This window comes from Aromatoleum aromaticum EbN1, from assembly GCF_000025965.1.
Taxonomy (GTDB): Bacteria; Pseudomonadota; Gammaproteobacteria; order Burkholderiales; family Rhodocyclaceae; genus Aromatoleum; species Aromatoleum aromaticum.
Genome location: NC_006513.1, coordinates 1181355 through 1205704, shown reverse-complemented (window position 1 = coordinate 1205704; position 24350 = coordinate 1181355). Strand labels below are relative to the sequence as shown.

At 66.4% G+C, this 24350-nt stretch carries 28 protein-coding genes and 2 pseudogenes; 12 read left to right on the top strand and 18 right to left on the bottom strand.

Translation table 11 applies throughout. The features are described 5' to 3' along the window. Positions 1-77 precede the first annotated feature (77 nt). Positions 78-1283: a thiolase family protein gene (locus EBN1_RS05755; protein WP_011236978.1), complete on the bottom strand. Its 1206-nt coding sequence runs from the start codon at positions 1281-1283 to the stop codon at positions 78-80. A gap of 111 nt (positions 1284-1394) precedes the next feature. Beyond that, on the bottom strand, positions 1395-2084 hold the full coding sequence (locus EBN1_RS05750; RefSeq protein WP_011236977.1) for a GntR family transcriptional regulator: 690 nt from the start codon (positions 2082-2084) through the stop codon (positions 1395-1397). 246 nt (positions 2085-2330) lie between these two features. Here EBN1_RS05750 and EBN1_RS05745 point away from each other — a divergent pair, with 246 nt between their 5' ends. Together EBN1_RS05745 and EBN1_RS05740 are read left to right on the top strand one after the other, a co-directional pair. Further along, positions 2331-3239, top strand: coding sequence for a TetR/AcrR family transcriptional regulator (locus tag EBN1_RS05745; protein WP_011236976.1), 909 nt, complete (start codon positions 2331-2333; stop codon positions 3237-3239). Between the two features lie 196 nt (positions 3240-3435). Continuing rightward, the gene (locus EBN1_RS05740) at positions 3436-5451 is read left to right on the top strand and encodes a 3-hydroxyacyl-CoA dehydrogenase/enoyl-CoA hydratase family protein (RefSeq protein WP_011236975.1); all 2016 of its coding nucleotides are present in this window, start codon (positions 3436-3438) and stop codon (positions 5449-5451) included. A 45-nt stretch (positions 5452-5496) separates the two neighbouring features. Here EBN1_RS05740 and EBN1_RS05735 read toward each other — a convergent pair whose 3' ends face one another. Then, positions 5497-5772, bottom strand: a complete 276-nt coding sequence (locus tag EBN1_RS05735) for a coiled-coil domain-containing protein (RefSeq protein WP_041645868.1) — start codon at positions 5770-5772, stop codon at positions 5497-5499. Between the two features lie 163 nt (positions 5773-5935). On the opposite strand from EBN1_RS05735, the gene EBN1_RS05730 reads away from it, so the two are divergent. The 7 genes from EBN1_RS05730 (at position 5936) to nudC (ending at position 13397) form a co-directional block, all read left to right on the top strand. After that, positions 5936-6610 (top strand): acyl-CoA thioesterase, encoded by a 675-nt coding sequence (locus EBN1_RS05730; RefSeq protein ID WP_011236973.1) that lies wholly within the window; start codon positions 5936-5938, stop codon positions 6608-6610. 36 nt (positions 6611-6646) lie between these two features. Continuing rightward, the gene (locus tag EBN1_RS05725) at positions 6647-7135 is read left to right on the top strand and encodes a hypothetical protein (protein ID WP_011236972.1); all 489 of its coding nucleotides are present in this window, start codon (positions 6647-6649) and stop codon (positions 7133-7135) included. After that, positions 7132-7353 carry a hypothetical protein gene (locus tag EBN1_RS05720; RefSeq protein ID WP_011236971.1) on the top strand — a complete coding sequence of 74 codons (222 nt, stop codon included), beginning with the start codon at positions 7132-7134 and terminating at the stop codon, positions 7351-7353. Before EBN1_RS05725 ends, EBN1_RS05720 begins: the two co-directional genes overlap by 4 nt. A 67-nt stretch (positions 7354-7420) precedes the next feature. Continuing rightward, positions 7421-10108: a winged helix-turn-helix domain-containing protein gene (locus EBN1_RS05715; protein ID WP_011236970.1), complete on the top strand. Its 2688-nt coding sequence runs from the start codon at positions 7421-7423 to the stop codon at positions 10106-10108. A 299-nt stretch (positions 10109-10407) separates the two neighbouring features. Beyond that, positions 10408-11088, top strand: a complete 681-nt coding sequence (locus EBN1_RS05710) for a heavy metal response regulator transcription factor (RefSeq protein WP_011236969.1) — start codon at positions 10408-10410, stop codon at positions 11086-11088. Continuing rightward, complete coding sequence (locus EBN1_RS05705) at positions 11085-12479, top strand: heavy metal sensor histidine kinase (protein ID WP_011236968.1); 1395 nt, start codon at positions 11085-11087, stop codon at positions 12477-12479. Before EBN1_RS05710 ends, EBN1_RS05705 begins: the two co-directional genes overlap by 4 nt. An 84-nt stretch (positions 12480-12563) precedes the next feature. Continuing rightward, positions 12564-13397: an NAD(+) diphosphatase gene (gene nudC, locus EBN1_RS05700; protein ID WP_157866583.1), complete on the top strand. Its 834-nt coding sequence runs from the start codon at positions 12564-12566 to the stop codon at positions 13395-13397. A gap of 106 nt (positions 13398-13503) precedes the next feature. On the opposite strand, the gene EBN1_RS05695 is transcribed toward nudC, so the two are convergent. Together EBN1_RS05695 and EBN1_RS05690 are read right to left on the bottom strand one after the other, a co-directional pair. After that, positions 13504-14007, bottom strand: coding sequence for a GNAT family N-acetyltransferase (locus EBN1_RS05695; protein WP_011236966.1), 504 nt, complete (start codon positions 14005-14007; stop codon positions 13504-13506). Next, positions 14004-14282 carry a type II toxin-antitoxin system TacA family antitoxin gene (locus tag EBN1_RS05690; RefSeq protein WP_041645866.1) on the bottom strand — a complete coding sequence of 93 codons (279 nt, stop codon included), beginning with the start codon at positions 14280-14282 and terminating at the stop codon, positions 14004-14006. The genes EBN1_RS05695 and EBN1_RS05690 overlap by 4 nt, the downstream gene beginning before the upstream one ends. Positions 14283-14729: 447 nt before the next feature. Between EBN1_RS05690 and EBN1_RS05685 the strand changes: the two genes are divergently transcribed. Both EBN1_RS05685 and EBN1_RS05680 read left to right on the top strand, forming a co-directional pair. Beyond that, the gene (locus EBN1_RS05685; protein WP_041645864.1) at positions 14730-15335 is read left to right on the top strand and encodes an EAL and HDOD domain-containing protein; all 606 of its coding nucleotides are present in this window, start codon (positions 14730-14732) and stop codon (positions 15333-15335) included. 123 nt (positions 15336-15458) lie between these two features. After that, a complete protein-coding gene (locus EBN1_RS05680; RefSeq protein WP_011236962.1) occupies positions 15459-15740 on the top strand; it encodes a type II toxin-antitoxin system TacA family antitoxin in 282 nt (93 codons plus the stop codon). 196 nt (positions 15741-15936) lie between these two features. Here the strand turns inward: EBN1_RS05680 and istB (EBN1_RS05675) are convergent, their stop codons facing one another. The 5 genes and pseudogenes from istB (EBN1_RS05675) to istA (EBN1_RS05655) all read right to left on the bottom strand — a co-directional run. Beyond that, on the bottom strand, positions 15937-16716 hold the full coding sequence (gene istB / locus EBN1_RS05675; RefSeq protein ID WP_011236051.1) for an IS21-like element ISAzo17 family helper ATPase IstB: 780 nt from the start codon (positions 16714-16716) through the stop codon (positions 15937-15939). Further along, positions 16713-17126 (bottom strand): annotated as a pseudogene (locus tag EBN1_RS05670) (IS21 family transposase); the annotation flags it as partial. The pseudogene EBN1_RS05670 and the gene istB (EBN1_RS05675), both read right to left, overlap by 4 nt. A gap of 203 nt (positions 17127-17329) precedes the next feature. Then, positions 17330-18064 (bottom strand): IS21-like element ISAzo4 family helper ATPase IstB, encoded by a 735-nt coding sequence (istB, locus tag EBN1_RS05665; protein ID WP_011235973.1) that lies wholly within the window; start codon positions 18062-18064, stop codon positions 17330-17332. Between the two features lie 22 nt (positions 18065-18086). Next, positions 18087-19655: an IS21 family transposase gene (gene istA, locus EBN1_RS05660; protein ID WP_011236587.1), complete on the bottom strand. Its 1569-nt coding sequence runs from the start codon at positions 19653-19655 to the stop codon at positions 18087-18089. Between the two features lie 228 nt (positions 19656-19883). Then, a pseudogene (gene istA / locus EBN1_RS05655) lies at positions 19884-20573 on the bottom strand (IS21-like element ISAzo17 family transposase); the annotation flags it as partial. Between the two features lie 125 nt (positions 20574-20698). Here istA (EBN1_RS05655) and EBN1_RS05650 point away from each other — a divergent pair. Beyond that, complete coding sequence (locus tag EBN1_RS05650) at positions 20699-21139, top strand: GNAT family N-acetyltransferase (RefSeq protein ID WP_157866582.1); 441 nt, start codon at positions 20699-20701, stop codon at positions 21137-21139. Here the strand turns inward: EBN1_RS05650 and EBN1_RS05645 are convergent. From EBN1_RS05645 to EBN1_RS05610, 8 genes are all read right to left on the bottom strand, one after another. Further along, positions 21136-21519, bottom strand: coding sequence for a type II toxin-antitoxin system VapC family toxin (locus EBN1_RS05645; RefSeq protein ID WP_011236958.1), 384 nt, complete (start codon positions 21517-21519; stop codon positions 21136-21138). The genes EBN1_RS05650 and EBN1_RS05645 overlap by 4 nt on opposite strands. After that, entirely contained in the window at positions 21516-21758 is a 243-nt protein-coding gene (locus EBN1_RS05640; protein ID WP_241762815.1) for a type II toxin-antitoxin system VapB family antitoxin, read from the bottom strand. The genes EBN1_RS05645 and EBN1_RS05640 overlap by 4 nt, the downstream gene beginning before the upstream one ends. 91 nt (positions 21759-21849) lie before the next feature. Next, complete coding sequence (locus EBN1_RS05635; RefSeq protein WP_011236956.1) at positions 21850-22134, bottom strand: type II toxin-antitoxin system RelE/ParE family toxin; 285 nt, start codon at positions 22132-22134, stop codon at positions 21850-21852. A gap of 2 nt (positions 22135-22136) precedes the next feature. Continuing rightward, the gene (locus EBN1_RS05630) at positions 22137-22451 is read right to left on the bottom strand and encodes a type II toxin-antitoxin system Phd/YefM family antitoxin (protein WP_011236955.1); all 315 of its coding nucleotides are present in this window, start codon (positions 22449-22451) and stop codon (positions 22137-22139) included. 199 nt (positions 22452-22650) lie between these two features. Continuing rightward, positions 22651-23145, bottom strand: a complete 495-nt coding sequence (locus EBN1_RS05625) for a GNAT family N-acetyltransferase (protein ID WP_011236954.1) — start codon at positions 23143-23145, stop codon at positions 22651-22653. Then, positions 23142-23414: a type II toxin-antitoxin system TacA family antitoxin gene (locus EBN1_RS05620; protein WP_011236953.1), complete on the bottom strand. Its 273-nt coding sequence runs from the start codon at positions 23412-23414 to the stop codon at positions 23142-23144. Before EBN1_RS05620 ends, EBN1_RS05625 begins: the two co-directional genes overlap by 4 nt. Positions 23415-23474: 60 nt before the next feature. Continuing rightward, positions 23475-23672 (bottom strand): hypothetical protein, encoded by a 198-nt coding sequence (locus EBN1_RS05615; protein ID WP_241762814.1) that lies wholly within the window; start codon positions 23670-23672, stop codon positions 23475-23477. A gap of 192 nt (positions 23673-23864) precedes the next feature. Continuing rightward, positions 23865-24281 (bottom strand): pilin, encoded by a 417-nt coding sequence (locus EBN1_RS05610; RefSeq protein WP_011236951.1) that lies wholly within the window; start codon positions 24279-24281, stop codon positions 23865-23867. Positions 24282-24350: the final 69 nt, after the last annotated feature.

Here is a 24350-nt window from a genome sequence, read left to right as displayed (position 1 = left end):
CGGGGATACACGTCTGTCCGGGCGCTTTTGCGCCTCTCGCGGCTCCCCGTCGGGGGAGCTCGTGCAGCTTTCGTTGCCTATGCGTCACATACTTCGATCACCACCGCCATCGCCGTGTCGCCGGCCGCGCAACCGGTGAAAAGGCCGAAGCCGCCGCCGCGCAGCGCGAGCTCCTCGATCAGCTCGATGATCGCGCGCGTGCCCATCGGCGCCTGCGGATGACCCCAGACGAGCGAGCAGCCGTAGTTGTTCATCAAAGCGAGGTCCGCGCCGGTCTCGCGGGCGAAGACGATGTCGTTCACCGCGAACGGGTTGTGCGTCTTGATCGCGGCGAGGTCGGCAATGCTGCGTCCGGCCTGGTCGAGCGCGCGGCGCGCAGCCGGGATCATCGCTTCGGGCATGTACGCGAGTTCCGCCCGGGCGAGGCCGAAGCCGTGCAGGCGGATCGCGATCTTCGGGTCCGCCGACAGCTCGCGCGCCTTGTCCGGTGTCGTGACGACGATCGCGGCGTTGCCGTCGGCCGGGTGCGTCTGCGCGCCGAACGTCACGCTGCCGCCGTCGACGACGGGCCGCAGTTTCGCCAGCCCGTCGGCCGTCGACCGGGACGTCCCTTCGTCGCCGTCGAGCGTCGCCGCCGTCTTGCGGAAGTCCGCGCACGGCACTGCGAAAGGCAGCGTCATGAAGCGCCTGAGGAACGCCGAATCGTCGCGCAGCGCGTCGCCGTACTGCTGCTCGCGCCGCAACACCAGTTCGTGCTGCTGCGCGGTCGTGACATTGTGTTTGGACGCGACGTTCTCGGCAGTGGCGAGCATCGAATGGCCGCCGAGCGGGTCGCAACCGAAGTTGTCCATGACCCAGTTCTCGGCGCTGCCGGTGCCGCCGGGAGCGCGCGGATTCGGGTAGTAGAGGTGCGGTCCGTTCGACGTGCGGTCGCAGTTGATCGCGAGCGCGACGCTCGCCATGTCCGACTCGATTTCCTGCGCCGCCGCGAGCAGCGTGCGCACGCCCGTCGCGCAGGCCTGCATCATCGTCGGGCCGCCGGCGCGGGTCGCGCCGATCATGCCGGTCAGCCACGGCAGGCCGTAGAACGCGTGCTGTTGCGGCACCGAGAAACCGAGCACGCCGTAGTCGAACAGCGCGGGGTCGATCGCGCGCCGGCCCAGCTCCTCGCGCGCGACGTGCGCCGCGAAGCGCACGCTGTGGAGATTCGCGAAGCTGCCCTGCCAGCGCGCGAACGGCGTGCTCCAGTACGCGCCGTACGGAATTTCGGCCTTGTAGCTCATGTTTGCGCGCGCTTCGGGGCGCGGGTGCGGTTGCTGTGCATCGTCTGTCTCCTCCTGTATGTTTCACGTCCCCGGGCGCCGTTCGTGCGGCTGACCTCTGGGGCGTTCCCGTTACCGGTGCTGCGGGTCTTCGTCGGCGAGGCCGACCGCGGCGATGAACGAGCGTTTGGCTTCGCCGAGATGTTCGAGCATCGCCGCCGCCGCCGTGTCGCCATCGCCGACGGCGAGCGCCGCGGTGATGCGGTTCAGCCCGCGCAGCACGATCGTGCGGATCTGCGCATCGCCGAGCGTCAGCGTGCGGATGCGCTGCATGTGGTCGGCGTACTGTTCGACGATCCGCACGAGGCGCGGATTGGGCACCAGCGCGAGCCACGCGGCGCGAAAGCTGATGTTGGCTTCGCGGAAGGCATCGGCGTCGTTCGCCTCGTGCGCGCGCATTGCCGCGGCGAGTGCGTCATCGATCGAGCGGCGCATCGCCGGTGATTGCGTGAAGGCGGCGATGCGGCGGATCGCCGCCGTTTCGACGAGGAAACGGATCTCGTAGATGTCGTTGACGTCGTCGAGGGTCAGCGCCGGGACGACGAAACTGCGCCCGTCGGAAACCAGCAGGCCTTCGCTCGACAGGCGCCGCAGCGCTTCGCGCACCGGTGTGCGTGACACGCCGAGCTGCTCGGCGAGCTGGACTTCCTGCAGCGGCTGGCCGGCGACGATCATGCCGTTGCGCAGGTGCGAACGCAGTTTGTGATACACCTGCTCGCCGAGTGCGAGGGGGCGTTCGACAGGTTTGAGTGACGGAACCATGGGCAGAACCTTGTAGGGCAAATGCGGGGCCGAAGGCCGATGAATGAATACTGTATACAGTATTTTTTTGCGTGTAAAGTCGAGGCGGCGGACGAATAGGCGCAATCGCTGCGGAGGCCGAAACGGGCGCCGGTTCGGCAGGGCTCCCGGCAGGCCTTATCCCGGGACTGTTGCGCGATTTGCTGCGCCGGGATGCGGCGCTCGCTATGATCCTGTCCCAATCCGACTTCCCATGCCCCGGTTTCGATGACTGAGCCCCCGACCGTTTCCGAACACAGCGCCGCGCAGCCTTCCCCGGTCGAAGCCGAGATCCTGCGGCTGTCGCGCGATGAGCCGGCGCTAGGGCAGGCGGCGGTTGCCGAGCGGCTGCGCCAGGCCGGGCTGCCGATCTCGCCGTCCGGTGTGCGCTATATCTGGCAGAAGCACGGCCTCGAGACTGCGGTCAAGCGTCTGCGGGCGCTTGCCGGCAGTTCGGGCGAAGGGCTCGCGGCGCTGACCGACACGCAGCGCGGGCTGCTCGAACGCGGCGCGCTCACCGCACGGCTCGTCCGCGGTGCCTCGTCCCGGGAAGCGGGAGATGCGGTCGACCAACCGATCGACCGCCGCCAGGTGATCCTCAATGCGGCCGCCGAGCTGTTCGCGGAGCAGGGCTACGACCGCAGCTCGATCCGCGACATCGCGCGCAAAGTCGGGCTCCTGCCCGGCTCGGTCTATCACTATTTTTCATCGAAGGATGAGCTCTATCTGGCGGTGCACGGCGAAGGCTTCCGCCGCCTGACGGTAGCGGTCACGGCGGCGATCGGCGAAACGCGCGACCCGTGGGAACGCCTCATGCGAGCCTGCGAAGTCCATGTCGGCGGCATCGCGACCGGCTCTCCGGTCGATCGCGTCACCGGTCACAACCTCGCGATGATCCGCCACCACGGGCTGTTCGCGAAAATCCGTCCGGTGCGCGAAGCCTACGAAAACATCTACCGCGAACTCATCGACGCGCTGCCGCTCGCACCCGGCACCGACCGCACGCTGCTGCGCCTGCTGCTGCTCAGCGGCATGAACTGGGTGTACATCTGGTATCGCGAAGGCCGGCGCTCGCCGAAGGAGATCGCCGACGCGATGGTGGACATGCTGCGCCACGGCGTCGAGCGAGCGCCATAGCGGCGCGACGCCTAGCCGTTTGGCCATACGGCAGGCGGGCGCGAGCGAGCAGAGGATCTGCCGCAGCGATTGCCGGCATACATCGAAGTTGCGTTTTCGCGGAAGAGTACGGGATACTGTATACACAAAAAGCTGGAAGCGGCTCGCATCGCCGCGATCCGGTCACGGACCCACTCGACACCAAAGGAACCCACGCATGGCACTCCCGTTCGCCAATCCCTTGCTCGCGGGCTCGTCCCGCCCCATGCCGCGCGCGGTCGCCGTCATCGGGGCCGGCACGATCGGGCCGGACATCGGCTATTACCTCAAGAGCGCGCTGCCGGAGCTGAAGCTCACGCTCGTCGATGTGTCGCAGGCGGCGCTCGACCGCGCGCTGCAGCGCTTCCACGATTACGCGGCCAAGGCGGTCGCGAAGGGCAAGATGAGCGAAGCCGAAGCCCGAGCGGTGACGGCGAACCTCGCCGGCACGCTCGATTACGGCGACATCGCCGATGCCGACTGGGTGCTCGAGGCGGCAACCGAGAACATCGCGCTGAAGCGCCGGATTTTCGCCGACGTCGAAGCGGTTGTGCGCCCTGACGCACTGATCACGTCGAACACCAGTTCGCTGCCGGCCGCGCAGATTTTCGCCGAGCTGCGGCACCCCGAGCGCGCCACCGTGACGCACTTCTTCGCCCCGGCGTGGCGCAACCCGGTCGTCGAAGTCGTGCGCTGGGAGAAGGCCGAGCCGGCAGTCGTCGAATACCTGCGGTGGCTCTTCTGCAGCACCGGCAAAGTGCCGCTCGTCACCGACGACGTCGTGTGCTTCATGCTCGACCGGATTTTCGACAACTGGTGCAACGAGTCCGCGCTGCTGCTCGAGCGTGCGAGCGCGGCCGAGATCGACAGCGTCGCCGCCGAGTTCGTCCACGCCGGGCCGTTCTTCGTGCTGAACCTTGCGAACGGCAACCCGATCATCACCGAGACGAACACGCTGCAGGCCGAGATCGAAGGCCCGCACTACCGACCTGCGCCGGTCTTCCGCTCGGTCGATCGCTGGCTCACGGTGGCGCCCGGCAAGTCGGTGCCGGTGTCGCCCGAAACCGCCGCGGCGGTGCGCGAGCGCCTGCTCGGCGTGCTGTTCTCGCAGAGCGCGGACATCCTCGACCGCGGCATCGGCGAACCGGCGGATCTGGATTTCGGTTGCCGCCAGGCGCTCGGATTCCGCAAGGGACCGCTCGATCTGATGCGCGACCTCGGAGACGACACGACCGGGCGCATCGTCGAACGCTTCTGCGCGGAGCGGCCGGGAATGCCCGAGCCGCGACGCTCGTTTGCCGCGTACCAAGCCTTCCTGCGCCACGTGCTCGTCGACGATGTCGACGGCGTCAAGGTCATCACGCTGCGCCGCCCCGAGGCGATGAACGCGCTGCACGACGAGATGACGGACGAGATCCTGTCGGTGATCCGCCGGCATGAACACGACCCGGAAGTCACCGGTTTCGTCATCACCGGCTACGGCAACCGCGCGTTTTGCGCCGGCGCCGACATCGGCCGCTTCCCGCGCCTCTTGGGTGACGCAGCGGGCGCCGCGCAGTACGCGCGCGATTGCTCGCGCCTCCTGGTGTATCTGGACAGCATGAAGAAGCCGGTCGTCGCCGCGCTCAACGGCATGGTGCTCGGCGGCGGCTTCGAACTGGCGATCCGCTGCCACGGCATCGTCGCGCTGCAGGACGCGTGGATGCAGCTGCCCGAAGTCACGCTCGGCATCGTGCACGGCATCGGCGCGATGGTCGTGCCGTACCGGCGCTGGCCGCAGGCGTCGAGCGAGTTCAACGGCATGCTGCGCCGCGCCGAGCGCCTCAAGGCCGCCCGCGCGCTCGAACTTGGCGTCATCGACGAACTCGCCGCCGACTACCCGGGGCTGGTGCGCGCAGCGGTCGCGCGAGTCAGAGGGCTGTCGGGCAAAGTGGCGGGGATTCCGAGCGGTGCGATCGACATCGCGCCGCTCGACCGCATCGAGCCGAAAGCTGCGAACGGCCAGGTGCTGAGCGCCGAAGTCATCCGCCTGATGGAATCCGCGATTCACGAAGCGGCCTCGGCCCGCACGCTCGACGAGGCGCTGGAAGTCGGCTATCGCGCGTTCGGCGAGAGCGCCTGCACCCACGCCGCGCGCGAAGGCATTACCGCGTTCCAGGAAAAGCGCAAGCCGGACTTCACGAAGACGCCGTAATACGCTAATGCATAGTCGCGCATGAACGTGCGAGAAACAATTACGTCAGAAGAACTGCTTGGCGAAATTGGCGACAGCCAGAGCGATGAGCGCGGCGATCATCCAGCGGATCGTCCCCAGTTCTCCGCGCAGACCGGCTGCCTCCAACTTCAAGTCGGATCTGAGATCTGCTACGTCGGCTTTGGTCGCCAACGCGGAATCGAGCGCCTCGGCAAGGATGTCGCGCTGGGCGTTGACGAACGCCTCCGCTTGCGCGGCCGGAATACCCGCCGATTCAAGCTGCTTGACGAACTTGTGCGTATCGAAGGTGATCGTGCTCATGGGGCGAAGGATAGCACCCCCGTCACTGAGGCGCGACGGAGCATTCGCCCCGGGCACGCTTCACCCCTCCCGGGTGGGGGGGGTGGCGGCGACGGCGCGTCGTTATATTCACTCCATGTTCAGCAGCCCCGGTCTCCCGGTGGCTCGTGCAAGGAGGAAAACCATGACAGCTTTGGGCAACGCGATGGCGACGGGAGTCGTGCCCGAAGGGGCGGCGCGCAACGCGCGGGGTGGAGAGCGTTTTGCGGACGCCGGCGCCAAACCGGCAGCGGCAGTGATGACGTCGGTGTGGAAGACGCTGCTCGGTTTCCTGCCGTTCGTGCCGGCAGCGACGCCTGCCGCGGCGCCGCAGCGGGACGTGCAGCCGGACGTGCAGCCGGGCGTCGAACCGTACGCCGTGTCGGCGATGTTCGAGCGCGAGGAGCTGATCCGGTTCGCGCACTGCGATCCGGCCGGGATCGTGTTCTATCCGCAGTATTTCGTCCTCCTCAACGGCCTCGTCGAGGACTGGTTCACCGACGGGCTGGGGGCGGATTCCGCGGAACTCGTGACGGTGCGCAAGATGGGAACCCCGACGGCCAGGATGGACTGTACGTTTTCCCGCCCGAGCCGTCTCGGCGACCGGCTGGTGCTCGGGCTGACGGTGACGAAGATCGGCAACAGCGCGATCGACCTCGACGTGCAGGGGCGCGTCGGCGACGAAATACGGCTGAAAGCCCGGCAGACGCTCGTGATGTGCTGCCTGGAAACGATGAAATCGGTCCCGATCCCGCCGGAGATCCGCGCCAGCCTCGCGCGCTACTGCCGCAACGGCTGTTCGAGCGAGGGGAAAGGGTGATGAAGGCAATTGTCCCGATGAGGCATGGAGGTTCAGATGCAGATTGAACTGGAGGCGCCGCCCGCGACCGCGTCGCGCGTGTTCGCAGAACCGCCGGTATGGCAGGCGATGCTCGACCGGCATTGCGAACTTTTCACCGAGATGATCCCGGGCTCGGCAGTCGGCTTCGTGCCGCGCACGGGGTCCGGCATCCAGCCGGGCAAGCACGTCGCCGGGCTCGTCGACAGCGGCAGCGACGTCGCGATGATGCGCTGGATGGCCGATGGCAGCGGCATGGTCGCGAGCGTCGAGCCTTACCCGGGCTTCCAGGGCGCGCGAGTAGACCTGCTGTTCGTCGCCGACGACGTCGCGCTCGCGGTGATGCACGCCTCGCTCGACGGCGACACGCTGTCGTCGATCAAGCGCCTGATCCGCCAGGGCAACATCATGTTCTTCGTGCTGCGCACGAAGTTCGAACTGCAGGACGCGGGCTACGAGGAGTTCCTCGACACGCTCGGCCTGGCTTTCCTCGGAGCGTGCCGATGATTTTCCACAACCCGTCCGGCGCCCCGGAGCTCGCGTGCGAGCAGTGCGGCTGCCGCTGGTTCGATCGCATGCATGGCACGTGCTACGAATGCGGCAGCCAGGTTCCCGCCGAAGCGATCGCCGAGTTCGACCGGGCGCTGCAGGCGTTCTGGGCGAAAAATGCCGGCCAGGAAGGGTCGGCAGCCGTGCCGGGAGCGAAGCCGCCCGCCGACGCGTGAAGCTTCGGCCCGGAGGGAAGCGCTGGTATCGTGGCGTTCTCTCGCCTCACCGACGCCCGGACGCTGCATGAGGAACAAGACCACCGAGGCAATCCCGTATCGTTTTGCCCTCAAGACGATGCCGCCGCATTCGGCGAAGCAGGCGCTCGCGCCGGCGCGCCTGCTCGAGCGCCTGCGCGAGACGGCCGAACAGCCGCTGGTCGTCGTCACGTCGCTGGCGGGCTTCGGCAAGACGTCGCTCCTCGTGCAGTGGCGCCGCGAGCTGCTCGCGACCGGCGCCGCCGTCGCGTGGCTGACGGTCGACGCGAGCGACGACAGCGCGACGTTCATCCCGGCGCTGGTCGCGTCGATCCGCGTCGCAGTCGGGCTCGACGTGCCGGCGCGCGCGTTCGACCAGCTCGGCCAGTCGGGCGCGGACCTGTGGATCGCGAGCGAAGTCCTCGTGCAGATCCACGAACTCGCGCGCCCGACCTACGTCCTCATCGATGACCTGCACCAGCTGTCCGACGAGCATGCGGTCGAGTTCGTCTATTACCTGATCCGCAACGCGCCGCCGAATTTCCATGTCGTCGCCACTTCGCGCGCCGACCCGCCGTTCCCGGTCGAGGAGCTGAACGCCCACGGCCTGTACACCCAGTTCGTCACCGAGGACCTGCGCCTGCGGCTCGACGACACGATCGGTTTCCTGCGCCGGCGCCTCGGCGAAGACATCGACATCGAGACGTGCGCGCGGCTGCACGAGCGCACCGAAGGGTGGCCGATGGCGTTGCAGATCGTCACCGCCGCGATGGCGCGGAAAAGCGACATCGCGGGCACGGTTGCGGGACTTTCGGGCGCGACGGGCGACATCGCGCGCTATTTCTCGCAGTTCGTGCTCGAAAGCCTGGAGCCGGATGCCGTCGCGATGCTCGTGCGCGCGTCGATCCTGAAGACGCAGCACCCCGAGCTGTGCGCGGCGCTGAGCGGCGTCGCCGACAGCGGCGAAATCCTGTCGCGGCTCGAGCAGAACACCGGGCTCGTGACGTCGGTCGGCGGAGACGGCGACAACTACCGCATGCACCCGCTGTTCATCGAGTACCTGCACAGCCTCCTCGACGCGCTGCCGGCCGAAGAGCTGCGGGTGCTGCACGCGACCGCGGCCGAGTGGTTCGCCGCGCACAACATGCTCGAGCAGGCGGCCGACCACGCGTTCGTCGCCGGCATGCGCACGCAGGCGATGGACTGGATCGAGAAGCGCCTGCGCCACCTCGGCGTGCAGGGCCGCATCGTCGAAGTCCTCGCGTGGCTCGACCGCCTGCCGCCGGAGGAAATCACCCGGCGCGAAGGCATCCAGCTGACGGCCGCGTGGGCGTGCGCGCTGTGCTACCGCCCGCAGGACGCCGAGCGCCTGGCCGACGTGATCCTCGCGCGGCCGGGCGTCACGCCCGAGATCGCGCTGCAGGCGAACATCGTGCGCTCGGCGGTCGCGATCCACTGCGACGACTACACGCGCGCGCGCGGCTGCATCGAGAGCTACGACCCGGAGCTCGGGCCGCTGTACTGCAATACCCTGTCGTTCGTCGCGATCCATACCGGCTTCCCCGACCGCGCGCGCTATTACCAGCAGATTTCCGACGGTCGCGGTCGCGGCGTGCGCAACTTCTACGACGCGATGTACGGCGCGTTCGCAGTCGGCCTGAGCTACCTGATCGAAGGCCAGGCGAGCGAGGCGGCAGGCGTTTTCCGCGCTGCGCTCGAGCGCGCCGAGGCGAGCACTGGCTGGCGCTCGCTGCCGGCAGCGGTGCAGGCGGCGGGGCTCGCGGCGGCGTGCTGGGAGCTCGGCGCCGAAGACGAAGCGCGCGCGCTGCTCGCGAACCGGCTCGATCTGATCGAGCAGGCGGCGCTACCGGACGCGGTGATGCTCGCCTACCTGACGCTCGCGCGTTACGAGAACCAGAAAGGGCGCGAAGGGAAGGCGTTCGACGCGCTGAACAGCCTCGCCGCGATCGGCGAGCTGCGCGGCCAGCCGCGCCTCGTCGTCGCGAGCCTCGGCGAGCAGCTCCGCCAGCACGCGATCCGCAACCGGATCGTGTCGTGCCGCATGCTGCTCGGGGCGATCGACGAGATCGTCGCCGGCGCGGACCGCCCGGATCATGGGCTGGAGGCGGAGCTGCGCCTGGTCCGCGAGATCGCCGCCACGCGCGTCGCGCTGCTCGATTTCAACGACGAGGGGGCCGTGCTCGCGCTGGAGCGCGCGGGTGGAATCGCCGCCCGGCTGCGGCGCGGGCGCGACCAGCTCACCGTCAAGCTGCTCGCCGCGTGCTGCGAGGGGTCGGGCGACGATGCCGCGGCGCGGCTCTTCGCCGAGGCGCTGAGCCTTGCTGAATCCTTCCGGCTCGTGCGCGTCATCGCCGACGACTGGCCGGCGGCGCTCGAATGCCTGCCGGAGCTCGACCGGTCCGGCCTCGCGAAGGGCGCCGGCATCACGCCGGCGTTCGTCGAGCGCGCCGCTGAACGCTGCCGCTTCGGCTGGGTGCCGGAAGCGACGGGGCAGAAGACCGCGGACCCGAAAAACCGCCCGGCGCAGCTTTCCGCGCGCGAGATGGAAATCCTCGGCGCGCTGTCGCTCGGCCGCTCGAACAAGGAAATCGCGAAAATGCTCGATGTCGGCGCCGAGACGATCAAGTGGCACATGAAGAACCTCCTCGCCAAGCTCAACGCCGCGAACCGCCGGCATGCGGTGGATCGCGCGCGGCTGCTGGGGATCATCGAGTAGCGGCGGATCCTTCCCTTTTCGGCATCGCCGGTTTCTGCCCGCCCCCGTCCGGGTGTGTCTCGCGCCTCGTTGGCGCGCGGCGGACGCCTCGGCACGAGATATACCCGGACGGGGGCTGCAGCGTGCCGGCGACCGGCGACGCCACCTTGGCGCGTTCGCGTTCGTCGCGCCGGCACGACGGCAGCAGTCGGGATGCTGACGCGGCGATTACATCTTTGTAATCTCCGCATCAGCAGACGTGTGCCAAGGCAGAATGTGCTCGCGGTCGCGCAGCGGCGGATAGAGCGGGGACACGAGCAATGAAAATCCTGATCGTCGAGGACGAGCCGAAAACCGGTGATTACCTGCGCCAGGGGCTGGCCGAGGCGGGCTTCGTCGTTGATCTCGCGCGCGACGGGCTCGACGGCCTGCATCTCGCGCTCGACGGCGACTACGATCTGATGGTGCTCGACGTGATGCTGCCGTCGCTCGATGGCTGGGGCGTGTTGCAGACGGTGCGGCGCAGCGGACGCGACATGCCGGTGCTGTTCCTGACCGCGCGCGATCAGGTCGAGGACCGCGTGCGGGGGCTCGAGCTTGGCGCCGACGACTACCTCGTCAAGCCGTTCGCGTTTTCCGAGCTGCTCGCGCGCGTGCGCACGCTGCTGCGCCGCGGTAAGGCGAAGGAGCCGGAGGTTTATAGCGCGGGAGACCTCGAACTCGACCTGCTGCGTAGACGGGTGACGCGCGCCGGCGTGAAGATCGACCTGACGTCGAAGGAGTTCGCGTTGCTCGAGCTGTTGTTGCGGCGCCAGGGCGAAGTGCTGCTGCGCTCGCTGATCGCGTCGCAGGTATGGGACATGAACTTCGACAGCGACACCAACGTCATCGAAGTCGCGGTGCGGCGGCTGCGCGCGAAAGTCGACGACCCGTTCGAGCCGAAGCTGATCCGCACGGTGCGCGGCATGGGCTACGTGCTCGAAGCGCCGCAGCCGCGGTGAAACGGCCGCTGTCGCTGACCGCGCGGCTCGCGCTGCTGTTCGCGGCGATGACTGCGACCCTGCTGATCGTCGTCGGCGTGGTGCTCGGGCGCGCGGTCGAGGCGCATTTCATCGAACTCGACAACCACGAGCTGCACGGCAAGTTCGCGCTGATCGAGAACCACCTGCTGACGTCGGCGGCGCCCGAGGCCAGGGACACGCTCGGGCAGCGCCTCGATGACGCGTTCGTCGGCCACGACATGGTCGGTGTGCTGCTGCGCGACGCCGAAGGCAGCGTCATTTACGCCGTCCATCCGGGCCTCTTCAGTGCGCCGCAGCTCGCGGGGCAGCGCCTTCCGGCGGGCGTCGCGAGCTGGGAAAAGGACGGGCGCCATTACGTCGGCAGGGAAAGGACGTTCGCGCTGCCGGGGGCGGGAGAGGCGAGCCGCGTCACCGCGCTGGTCGGCCTCGACATCACGCACCACGCGCGATTCCTCGATGCGACCCGGCGCGGGTTGTGGCTTGGCATCTCGGTCGCGGCGGCAGTCGCGGCGATGCTCGGCTGGTGGGCGGCGCATCACGGCCTGGCGCCGTTGCGCCGCGTGACGGCGACTGCCGGTGCATTGTCGGCCGCGCGGCTCGGCGAGCGTCTCGACGATGCCGATGCGCCGGCCGAAGTGCATGAGCTCGTCGAAGCGCTCAACGGCATGCTCGACCGTCTCGAGTCCGCGTTCCAGCGTCTTTCCGATTTTTCCGCCGACATCGCGCACGAGCTGCGCACGCCTGTCTCGAATCTGATGACGCAGACCGCGGTGTGCCTGTCTCGGCCGTGCAACGCCGACGAATACCGCGACGTGCTGGCGTCGAACCTCGAGGAATACGAGCGCATCGCGCGCATGGTCGGCGACATGCTGTTCATCGCGAAAGCGGAGAACGGCCGCCTGCCGCATCCTGACGAAACCGTCGAGCTTGCCGCCGAGGCCCGCGCCCTCGTCGAGTTCTACGAAGCGCTCGCGGAGGAGCGCGGCGTGACGCTGGACGTGCGCGGCGACGCCCGGGTGCGCGGTGACGCGCTGATGCTGCGCCGCGCGATCTCGAACCTGCTGTCGAACGCGATCCGTCACACGCAGGCGGGCGGGATGATCGAGATCACGATCGCGGACGAAGGCCCGCAGGTCGCGCTGCGCGTGCGCAACCACGGCGACACGATTCCGTCCGACCAGCTGTCGCGGGTCTTCGAGCGCTTCCATCGCGCCAGTGCCGACCGGCAGCGCCACGGCGAAGGGGCGGGGCTCGGGCTCGCGATCACGCGCACGATCGTCGAGGCGCACGGCGGAACGATGAGCGCCGAGTCGATCGACGGCGTCACGACGTTCGGCATGTTTCTGCCGCGCGAGCCTGTCCCGCGCTGAAGATGCTCCGGCACTTCCAGCGGCCGCGCAAAGCGTGGAGACTGTCGCCGAACGACGACGAACAGCGGGAATCGACCAATGTGCATGGATATTTTTGTGCCGGGAATCACCGAACCTTCGCAGGCGAGCGACAGCGACCTGTGGTTCGTGTTCAACGCGGACCGCCTGCTCGTGATCGGCGAAGGCGAGTCAGCGCGCGTCCCGAGTCGCGGCGAACTGGAGGAACTGGGTGTCGCCGCCGGGCGTTGCCGCCACTATCTCGGCCGGCTCGGCGAGCGGGACTGCTTCACGGCTGCATTCGAAGCATCGCCAGAGCTGCCCGAGCGCGCCGAATGGCAGGGCCTGCGCAGGCTTTTCGGGCGGATCGACGAAACGGTACTGGCGATCGCCGGGCGCGCGGTCCAGATCATCGAGTGGGACGACACGCACCGATATTGCGGCCGCTGCGGGTCGGCCACGGGCCTGAAACAGGGGGAGCGGGCGCGCGTGTGCCCGGACTGCGGGCTGGCGGGCTATCCATGCCTGTCGCCGGCGGTGATGGGGCTGGTGCGGCGCGGACGCGAACTGCTGCTCGCGCGCTCGCCGCATTTTCCGGAAGGCATGTACAGCGCGCTCGCCGGTTTCGTCGAGCCGGGCGAAACGCTCGAACAGACGCTGCAGCGCGAAGTGCGCGAAGAGGTCGGCGTCGAGATCACGAACCTGCGCTATTTCGACAGCCAGCCGTGGCCTTTCCCGCACTCGCTGATGATCGCTTTCGTCGCCGACTACGTCAGTGGCGAGATCGTCCCGCAGCCGGGCGAGATCGAAGCCGCCGACTGGTTCGGCATCGACCGCCTGCCGCGCCTGCCCCATCCTTTCAGCATCGCGCGCCGGCTCATCGACGAAACCGTCGCGTCGATCGCGAAGAGCATCGCGTAGCGATCGCCTCACGGTTCGGCGGGGCGAGATCCGCTGTGGAGTCCGTCCGCGGCGTCCGGCAGATAGTCCCTCGCTGCTTGGGGTATTTCGCCTGATTCGGGGGTCTTCACGTTAACAAAGCCTTCAAGTCCTTGAGCATCAAGAATAAATGATAAGAGTCGGTCTGGCTCGGCTCGAACTCCCAGGACTCGTACCACTGCCGCGCCGCGTTGTCCTTCGCGTGCACCAGCAAGCATCGAATGCCCGCGATGTCGGCCGCCTGGGCGGTGCGCTGCAGGGCGTCCTTGAGCAGCGCTTGACCCAGCCCTTTGCCCTGATGATTTTTGTCCACCGCCAGCCTTGCCAGAATCATCACCGGGACAGGGTGTCGAGCGAGGCCTTTCATCACCCGCGCAGGTGCCGACTCGGGATCAACGCTGCCTACCGCGAGGCTGTAGAAACCGACGACCTCACCGGCACTGCGGCAGAGGTAGGTTTGTGCGCTATTGGCCTTCTGGTTGACCAGTGCGTACTGGTGCAGAAACTGATTCAGTGCCGGCTGGCCACAGTCGAAACTTTCGACGGCGTCTGCGGCACCGAGTTTGCTTATCGGCTCATACGCAGCGCTCAATCCAGCACTCCAGGTTCGGTGAGCAGTTTCTTCAGGCGCGGTTTGGCTTGCACCGGGCGATCCAGTGCCTGCTGGAATGCCTGCCACCGCTCGTCGTCGAGAACGAAACGGCGACGGTCGGCCAGCGCCTGGTTAGCCGCAGTCACGCCAGCGTCGAGCAGGAACTCGCTGACGTTCTTGTGGCAAGCACGCGCTGCTTCCTGCAGGAGCTGCTTGACGGGGCCGCTCGCCCGGACATCGATCCGTTCGGTTTTCGATTGGTTCAAGGTGGTCATGGGCAACTTCCGGTGTCTGAGTTGAATCGATAGTAACGTCCGGATGATGTCCTGACAAATAAAACGTTTGCGACAAGCTTATCGTTCCGTTGGCACGGCTGTCGGCCGACCAGGGGCGCTACGAACGGTGCCAGTCAGGCGTTTTCCGGCGGGCCCGCTGTTTGCATCAAGCCTGATGCAATACCGAATCGACGGCGGCAAATACGACATCCGCCCGCAATTCGAGGACAGGGCGGTTTCTCCGGACGGTGGCATCCGGTCGTTTTCGTCATATTGCGAGGAAGAAAAATCGGATCTGGTCATTTTTTCACAGTGAACGCGCACTGAATGCCGCCTTCAGGAGTCGTTCAGCCGGAGTGGGGAAGAATGCAGTCATGGCCCGGAAAGCACCGGGCAGGGCGGTCGAGGCAACACATGCCGCCGCGAACCACGCCAATGGAGGCAATCATGGGCAGCCAGAACGAAGTGTTCGTCGCGCGTCAGCCGATCCTGAACCAGGAGCGCAATGTGATCGCCTATGAACTGCTGTTCCGCGACGACGGATCGGGCGAAGCAAGAGTCAGCGACGGCGCGCGCGCGACCGCGCAGGTGATCGCCCGCGTCTTCGGCCGGCTCGGCGTGCACAGCGTCATGGGAGGCTGCGCCGCTTTCGTCAACCTCGACGCCGAAACCCTGCTCGGCCGCGGCGTCGAACGCCTGCCGAAAGAGGACGTCGTCCTCGAACTGCTCGAAACGATCGAAGTCGACGAGGCGATCGTGCACCGCTGCGCCGAACTCAAGCACCTCGGCTACCGTCTCGCGCTCGACGACTTCTGCGCGATCACGCCCGCCTATGAACCGCTGCTCGGGCTCGTCGACATCGTCAAGATCGACGTGCTGCAGCTCGATCCCGACGCGCTCGAACGGCTGGTTCGCCGCCTGCGACTCTACCCGGCGCGGCTCCTGGCCGAGAAAGTCGACACGACCGAACGCGCCCGCCGCTGCCGCGCGCTCGGCTTCGATTTCTACCAGGGCTTCCACTTCGGCCGCCCGGCGGCGTTCGCGGGGGCGTGAACCGCTTTCTTCTGCGCAAGTGGGAAAAACCATGGTCTGACATGGTACGGACCGGGAAAGCCGTACGTTAAGGTTGTGACGATACGGCAATTTGCCGTATAACTGCACCAGGAGGACAACACCATGCCTGCAGCCATTTCCACCGCCCGCCTCGAAGCCCGGATCAGCAAGGATCTGCATTCGATGCTCAAGCGCGCCGCTGAACTTCAAGGGCGCACCATGACTGATTTTGTCATCGCTGCCGTGCAGGATGCCGCACAGCGTGCTATCGAGCAGGCTGAAGTCATCCGTCTGTCGCTCGCCGATCAGGAGTGCTTTGCCCAGGCGCTGCTGTCGCCCCCGCAACCCTCACCGGCTTTGGAACGTGCCTTCGTTCGTCGCAGCAAGCTGCTGCGTGCTGAATGAGCAGCGCGCCGTTCCAGCTCGCGCCGCTCGATGCCGCGCATGACCGTGCCGTGTCAATGCCGATTTAAAACTGACACGCTTTCCCGGCGGTTGCCGATTTAAAACTGATACACCTCTATCCCATTGACATGTGCGACGGAGCGCCCCGAAGGGAGGGCCGAAGGCCCGACCGCAGGGGCGCTCCGTCGCGCGGCCCTCAGCCGGCGACCGCCAGCGCTTGCACCATCCCGGCCTTGCGCTGGTGTTTCAGCCGGTAGCTCTCGCCGCTGATCGGCACGATGTGCGCGTGATGCAGCAGCCGATCCAGTAGCGCCGCCGTGAGCGTCGCATCCTGGGCGAAGGTGCTGTCCCACTGCCCGAACGACAGATTGCTGGTCACGATCAGGCTGCCCCGCTCGTAGCGCGCCGCGATCACCTGGAAGAACAGGTTGGCCTGCTCGCGCGTCATCGGCAGGTAGCCGATCTCGTCGACGATCAACAGCCGGTAGGCGTTGATCGCCCGCTGCATCACGTTCTTGAGCTGGTTGCGCTCATGCGCCAGGACCAGCGTCAGCAGCAGGTCGGCGGCGGTGGTGAAGCGCGTCTTGATGCCGGCCTGCGTGGCGCGGTAGCCCAGCGCGATGGCCAGATGGGTCTTGCCCACCCCGCTGGGGCCCACCAGCACAACGTTCTCGGCACGCTCGACGAAGGCGAGGCTGGCCAACTCCTCGATCTGGCTGCGCTTGAGCCCGCTGGCAAAGCCATAGTCGAAATCCTCCAGCGTCTTGATCGCGGGGAAGCCCGCCAGGCGCGTGAGCATGCTTTGCTTGCGGCTCTGACGACCGGCCGCCTCGGCCCGCAGCAACTGTTCGAGGAAGTCGCTGTAGGCCAGTTGATCGGTGGCCGCCTGCTGGGCCGCTGCGGCATAGCCTTGGGCGGTGAGCGGCAGGCTCAGCGTCTGGCACAGCGCCTGGATCCGTTCGTATTGCAGGTTCATGCGCCGATCTCCTGCGCCTGTTGCAGCGTCTGCAGCAACGCGTCGTAGACGGCCAGCGGATGCTGGGCGGGTTGCGCCGTTTCGAGGTGCGCACGCACGGCGGGCGGGCGCACGGGGCCCTCGTCGTGTGCCGCCTCAGCCTGCGGCCGGGCGCCCTCGATGTCGCCCCGCCACGGCGGTGCCAGCGCCTGCAGCGCAGCCCGTTCGGCCGCCAGCCGCGCTACCGGTTGCTCGCCGGTGGTGCCATGCACGCGCACGTTGGCGACTTCGTCGAGCCAGCGGCGCACCTGCACCGTGGCCGTGGCGGCGTCGAGCACCAGACCGGCCTGCTTGAACTGCGCCACCAGCGGCACGTAGAACGAGCGCCGCAGATAGCCGTTGAAGCGCTCCACCTTGCCCTTGGTCCGTGCGCATTCCGACGAACGTGACCGCCTGCACCGACGAACGTGACCGGGGGGTCTGCGCGCGAAGCGTGGTGTTCAGATTCTAACCGCGTCGGTCACGATCACGGTCAATTCGAGGCACGGCGCAGGCTTATCCACAGGCGGCCGCCAGCGCGCCTCATACGCTGGCGGGCGGGCGCCTGTGGGTAAGGCGTCTCGCGCGCACGGCCTCATGCCTTTTCCTTTCTTCTCATCGACTCGCCCTTGAGGGCGAGCTTGTGCGCGGCGTGCACGACGCGATCGAGGATCGCATCGGCGAAGGTCGGGTCGCCCAGGTAGGTGTGCCAGTGCTCGATCGGCAGCTGGCTGGTGATCACGGTCGAACGCGTGCCGACGCGGTCGTCGAGCAGCTCCAGCAGGTCGCTTCGCTCCTGCGCCGACGGCGCGGCCAGGCCCCAATCGTCGATGACGATGAGATCCATGCGCGCGAGCTGCATGAGGCGTCGGCTGAAGCTGCCGTCGGCATGCGCGATGCGCAGCTCTTCGAAGAGCCGCGGCAGACGCACGTAATAGGCCGCGAGGCCCTGCCGGCACGCGGCATTGGCGAGCGCGCAGGCGAGCCAGGTCTTGCCGCTGCCGGTGGGCCCGGTGATGAGGCAGTTCTGGTGATGGCGGATCCATTGCCCGGTGCCGAGCGCGGCGATCTGGCTGCGCTCGAGCCCGCGCCCGGCGCGGTAGTCGACGTCCTCCAGGCAGGCTGCAGCGGCTTTGATGCGGGCTGCCTTGAGCAGCCGGTCGATGCGTTTGCCGTCGCGCAGCAGGATCTCGCGATCGATGAGCTGGGCGAAGCGCTCCTCGAAGCTGAGCGCGGTGATGGCGGGCTGGGTGAGCTGCTCCTCGAAGGCGCGCGCCATGCCTTCCAGGCGCAGGGCATGCAGTTGTTGCAGGCTGTGTTGCATCAGCATCGATGTTCTCCGGTGGGTGGAATCAGTGGTAGTAGCGCGCACCGCGCAGGTTCTCGTGCACGGTGGGAAGCGCCAGTTCGGTTTGGCTAGCGGCAGTGGGAGTGGGAGTGGGGAGCGGTGCGCGGTCGAGCCCGCTCTTGAGGATCGAGGCGACGTTGCGGTAACGCATCGCCCCGAGGGTGACGGCGCGGGTCGCCGCGGCTTCGAGCCGTTCGTTGCCGTATTGGCGACCGAGGCGCATCAGCCCGAGGCACGCCCGGTAGCCCTGCTCGGGGTGCGGCATGCGTTCGAGTTGGTGGCTGACCACCTGCTCGGTGTGCGGGCCGACGGTGGCGCCCCAGGCGATGAGTTTGCCGGGCGACCACTGGCGATGCGCCTGATGGGATGCGGGCATGTGTTCGGTGAGCGTGGAGTAGACGCCGGGCCGGTGGCTTCTCGCATGCACCGCGACGCGACGGCCCGCGGCAAAGCATTCGATGCTGCTCGCGGTGATGCGCAACTCCACCGCTTGGCCGGCGAGCGCATACGGCACGCTGTAGTAATGCCCGTCGAACTCGACGTGGTAATCGATATTGGGCTTGGCCCGTTTCCACTGGGCGAACTGGAACGCGGTGGCGGGCAACGGGCGCAGCGCCGGCCGATCGAGCGTCTCGAACGCTTCGTGGCGCGAGCCTGGCAGGCGCCGGAAGGCACGCGTGTTCAGCGGCTCGAGTAACGCGGCGATCGCCTCGTTCAACTCTCCCAGCGAGAAGAAACGTCGATGCCGCAGCCGCGCCAGAATCCAGCGCTGCACGATCTGTACGCCGACTTCGACCTTGGCCTTGTCCTGCGGCTTGTAGGGGCGCGCGGGCAGGATCGCCACGCCGTAGTGCGCGGCGAACTCGGCGGTGGTGCGCTGCAGTTGCGGCTCGTAGCGGTCGGCCTGCCCGACGAGCGAGCGCGTATTGTCGGGCACCACGAGCTCGGGCACGCCGCCGATGAAGGCCAGCGCCCGGGCGAGCGAGCCCAGCCAGTCGGCCTGCGACTGCGTCGCCGTGGCGCAGGCGAACGTATAGCTCGAGGCGCCGAGCACCGCGACGAAGATCTGCGCGCGCGAAATCTCGCCCGTGTCGGCGTCGACGATCGGCACCGTGTCGCCCGCGTAATCGATGAAGAGTTTCTCGCCGGCGCGGTGCACCTGGCGCATCGAGCGCTTGAGCGTGCGGGCGAACGCGCGGTACAGGTCGCAAAAGCGCGAGTACTGATAGCTCGGCCCGTCGGCCGTCTGCACGTACTCTTCCCACAGCAGCGCCAGCGTGACGTTCTTTCGCTTGAGCCCCTGATGCACCGCCGCCAGATCCGGCGGCACATTCGCGACGCTCGCGCCACGTCCACGCCGGGCGACCCCCAGCACCCGGCGCAACTCGGCCTCGTCGGCCGCCGACAACTCGGCCCACGGCCGGCCGCACTCCTCGGCCGCCTTCACATACTTGGCGACCACTCCTTTGGAAATCGACAGCGCGCGGGCAATGCGCTCATGCGACAGCGCGCAGTCGTATTTGAGCCGTAACAGCTCCCTGATCTTGTGCATGGCAATCCGCTCCGCCGGCATCCTCGGTCTCCGCGCAAAGCGCGCGAGGGTAGCCGGCCTGACAAACGACGTTGCCACGCTTGGCCTCACAAACCCGTTCCGATTTGATCGTGACCATTGATTCCGACATCGTGACCGCCCATTCCGACAACTCGCCGAAATCGGTCACGATCAAATCGGAATCCGCGGTCACGACCGCGGATTCACCGGTCACACTATTTCGGAATCAGCGGTCACGTTGGGTCGGAATCCGCAGGTCCGTGCCCGATAGGGGCGGCACAGCTTGATCACGAACCCGGCGTGACGGGCGTAGTCCAGAAAGCCGGCGTGGTAGCGGTGCGCGCCTTCGCCGTCGACATCGCGCTCGAGCACCACGGTCTTCATGTTGTCGTACAGCACCTGGCGCACCACGCCCCCGAACGCCGCGAAGCTGCGCTCGTGGCAGCCGATCAGCGTCGTCACCTTCATGTCGGTGACAAACTCGACGTAGCTCATGCGGCTGTAGCCGAGCGTGGCGCAGAACGCGTACAGCGGCTGCGCGCCCTTGCGAAACTCCACCCAGTCGACCTGCATCTGGTGGCCCGGCGCCGTCTCGAAGCGCACCACCGGCTCCGATGGCTGCGCCGGCTTGAGCATGTGCATGAACGCGCGCAGCTGGCTGGCGCCACCCTGATAGCCCTGCGCCACGATCTCACGCATCAGCACCGAGGCCGGAATCCAGTGCGGATGCGCCGCCGCCTGGCGTTCGCGCAAGTACGCCTCGAAGGGCGCCAGCTTCGTCACCCGCTGGACCTTGCGCGCGTAGCGCGGCAGCCCCGGCGACGCCAGGTGCGCACGCACCGTGTTCACCGCACACCCCACCTCGGCGGCGATCCGCCGAAGGCTCAACCCGTGACGCCTCAACAGTTCGATTTCCACATACACCTCGTCTGTGATCACCCGGGCTCCAAATGGCCCGATTTTCTCAACTCGGTGTATCAACTTTCAATCGGCAGCCCGTATCAACTTACATCCGGCAGTGACATGCCGCGTTCAACAGCGATTCCGAACCGCTCGACCGCTACTTGCGGGAGCAGGTTACCCAGGACGTTCGCCGCCGCGTGACCGCCTGCTTCGTCGCGCTGGCGGACGGGCAGCGCATCGCGGGCTACTACACTTTGGCGTCAGCAAGCCTGCTGCTGGCCGATCTTCCGGCCCGTATGGCCAAGAAGCTGCCGCGCTATCCGAGCGTGCCCGCGGTTCGCATGGGTCGCTTGGCCGTCGATCAGGCTTTCAAGGGGCAAGGTCTGGGCGGTGCACTGCTGGCCGATGCGCTCGACCGTGCGGCCAACTCCAAGATTGCCGCTTATGCTTTGATGGTCGATGCGAAGGATGAAGCGGCAGCGGCCTTCTATCTGCATCACGGCTTCATCGCTCTGCCCGACTCGGCGTTGACGCTTTTCCTGCCGCTGGCGACGTGGAGCCGCCTGAGTGCCACGATTGATCTGATTGCAGGCCGCTTCTAGCGTGAGATCGGTTGGTGCATCACGCTGAACCGTTCCGACAGCGCGGCCAGGCGCTTGTCCAGCGTCCACAGCTCTGCGCCCGGTGTGATCAGCGTTGACGCCAACAAAACCATGTCAACCAGCCCGCACCCAAGCCCATACAGTTTTTCGCGTTCAATGAAGTCCATCACCTCGCGCAAACTCGCCTGTTGCGTCTGTTGAAGCAGTCCTATGTCGCCGAGTGTCCGAACTCGCGGTGCAGGGGGTGTTCGGCACGCAAGTTCGACCAGGACCATCGGATGCGTCAGCGCCAGGTCCAGATCGAGCAAGCCCACCAGGACATCATTGCGTTGTCGGAAGTGGTCAACCCATATCGATGTGTCGACCAGGACGCCTTTCATTGCGAGGGCTCGCCGCGCCGTCGCGGCACATCCTGCATCTCCGGCATGGTGCCCCCCAACGCAGCAAGGCGCTTGGCGGCTTGTACCCGAACGAAAGTTTTCATCGCCTCGCGGAAGAGATCGGCCCTGTCCATAGCCGGATCGGCCACTTCCAGGGCCTTTTCGTACAGATCATCATCGATCGTGACAGTCGTTCTCATGCGGACACCATCATCAGTAAAGATGTCATTATGCGTCAATATATGCATCTTCACGAGCGGCGCAAGAACTGGACGAAGGGGGAGTCCGCGGGCGCAGCCAAGGGCGAGTTCGAGGTGTCCTCGCGCGTAATTACTCTGGAAACTTCCTCGCCGTGTGTACCACGTTGAGCACCACGACGCCGTCGGGGACCCCTTTCACGAAGACCACGTATGGGAGGCGTCGCACCACAAGTTCCCGGGCGCCCGGGACGCGGTCGCTCGTGCGGATCCTCTCGGGGAATGTCGTGAGCGCCATGATTTCGGCGACGATGCGTTCCTCGACCGCCTGCGCCGTTGCCGGACCCGCTTCGGCGTAGTAATACGCGAGGATCTCTTCGAGGTCGCCGATCGCCTCTTCCGTCCAGACGATCCCCATTCTTACGCCGTCTTGCCGGCCCTGCGTTCCCGCAGGCGCTCCCGCAGCCGGGCCATCGCCTCGTCGTGGTCGTGGAGGCGGGCCTCCTTCGCGTCGACGCGCGCGAGCGTCGCCGAAACCTTGCCGAAGAGCCAGCCGTCGTATCCCGGATCCTTGTCGAGCAGGAATTCGGGCAGCAGGGTGTCGGCGGCGTCTTCGATGGAGATCATGATCCCGACCGGGCGATCGTTCTTGGTGACGACGACAGGTTCCCTCCGGGCCGCGTCGAGGAACTCGCCGAAATGGTTTTTGGCGTCGCGCGCCGACATGACTTTCATGCTGATCTCCTCCAGTAGGGGCATGATTGTGTTTATTGTAGCTATTTTGTCCATTTCGGCAAGGCGAAGGGACGCGTGTGCCGCGGGGAGGGCGCACCAAAGAAAAAGACCATTTCCAGCCTATAGAATCAGTATATCAGCCTGTTTTTAAAGTAATTTTTCTGTTGATCCACCAGGTGCTGACCCTATTTTTGCTCGCTCAAGCCTTGACGGTGTTCAGGCGCAGCATCAGCGTCATCGGGTGCTGTGGCGATTCCTGAAAACCGTAGTGCTCGTAAAACTGCTTGGCATGCTCGTGAAGCGCATGAACGAGCAAGGCTCGCACGCCCGCGTTCTGCGACACTGCCACGGCCCGATTGACAGCGTCTTGAAGCAGGGCGGCTCCGAGTTTGATGCCCTGGACACGATCGTCAATAGCGAGCCGTGCCAGCACCATCACCGGAATGGGGTCAGGCATGTTTCGCCGCACGCCGCCCGTCGCCATCTGGTGCGAGACCGCTCCGGCCGCCATCGCGTAGTAGCCGAAAACGTGCTGCTCCTGATCCGTGACGACGAATGTGCGGCTGGCTCCACTCAACTGATTGGACAGCGCCCGCCGCTTGAGCCATTCGTCCAGACACGTTTCTCCGCTGGCAAATTCATCCAGAAGATGAGTGGCAGCGAGGGGTTGCGGTGCGCTCAGTTGCAAGCTCATGCCGCGCCGGTGCGCCACGGCGCCTGCACGGCCATGAGGCGTTCAAGCCCGGGATTTGGTCCAGGGGGTGCGTCCAGCATGGCAGTGAACTGCTTGAACTTGTCGGCGTCCAGGCCAAAAAAGACCTGATCCAGCACCACGGCCTGTGCTCGGTCGCAAGCAGCTTCGAGCATGAAGTCCGAACGGTTCTTGCCCAACAGGCTGGCAGCGTGATCGATCAGGTCACGCTGCTCGGGCAAGGCCCGCAGGTTGATGGCCGCGTCACGCATGGGTGGCTCCTTTTGCATACACGTTGGATACACGAATTGTGGGAGGGCGTGTAGCTGTTGTCAATACGCGTTCTCGCCGGCCCTGCGTTCCCGCAGCCGGGCCATCGCCTCGTCGTGGTCGTGGAGGCGGGGCTCCTTCGCGTCGACGCGCGCGAGGGTCGCCGAAACCTTGCCGAAGAGCCAGCCGTCGTATCCTGGGTCCTTGTCGAGCAGAAATTCCGGCAGCAGGGTGTCGGCGGCGTCCTCGATGGAGATCATGATCCCGATCGGGCGATCATTCCTGGTGACGACTACAGGTTCCCTCCGGGCCGCGTCGAGGAATTCGCCGAAATGGCGGTCCCCTGTTTCAGTGCTTGCTTCAGTTCCAAAAGAAAAAGACCGCCGAGGCGGTCTCTTTCGGAGGAAGGGGATATCCGTGATCTTTCCTATTTCCCCTTTTTCCTCATTCATTTATGCTTGGGGGCACGTCTTCGGTGCCAGCGTCTTGTCCGTGGCACCGGTGGTGGCGCAACTCCAAACTCCGGCAGCAGTACGCGTCCACGTTAGCGTCGCGCCGGAAACCAGTGACGGCGCATTAAGCACGGCACAACTAATTGTCCCAGCGCCAGCGGCAAACGCCGCTGTGATCGTACAATTTCCCGTCGCAGCGAGAAGGCCGATCGCAGCCGCATTAGCAGGATTTACCCCATCATTGAGCTGGTCTTCCGCTGCAGTCTTGCCTGCAGAAATTTCAGCCAGGCCAGCTACCAGCTTCGCCTTGGCTTGATAAGCGCTGTAAGCCGGCAGCGCTACCGCCGCCAGAATCCCGATGATCGCGACGACGATCATCAATTCGATCAGGGTAAAGCCCTGTTGTGCCTTTTTCATTTTGTACTCCCTTGGATACCCGCGGAAAATCCCGCTTGCGGGATACAGAGCAAGGGCTGCGCCATGTCG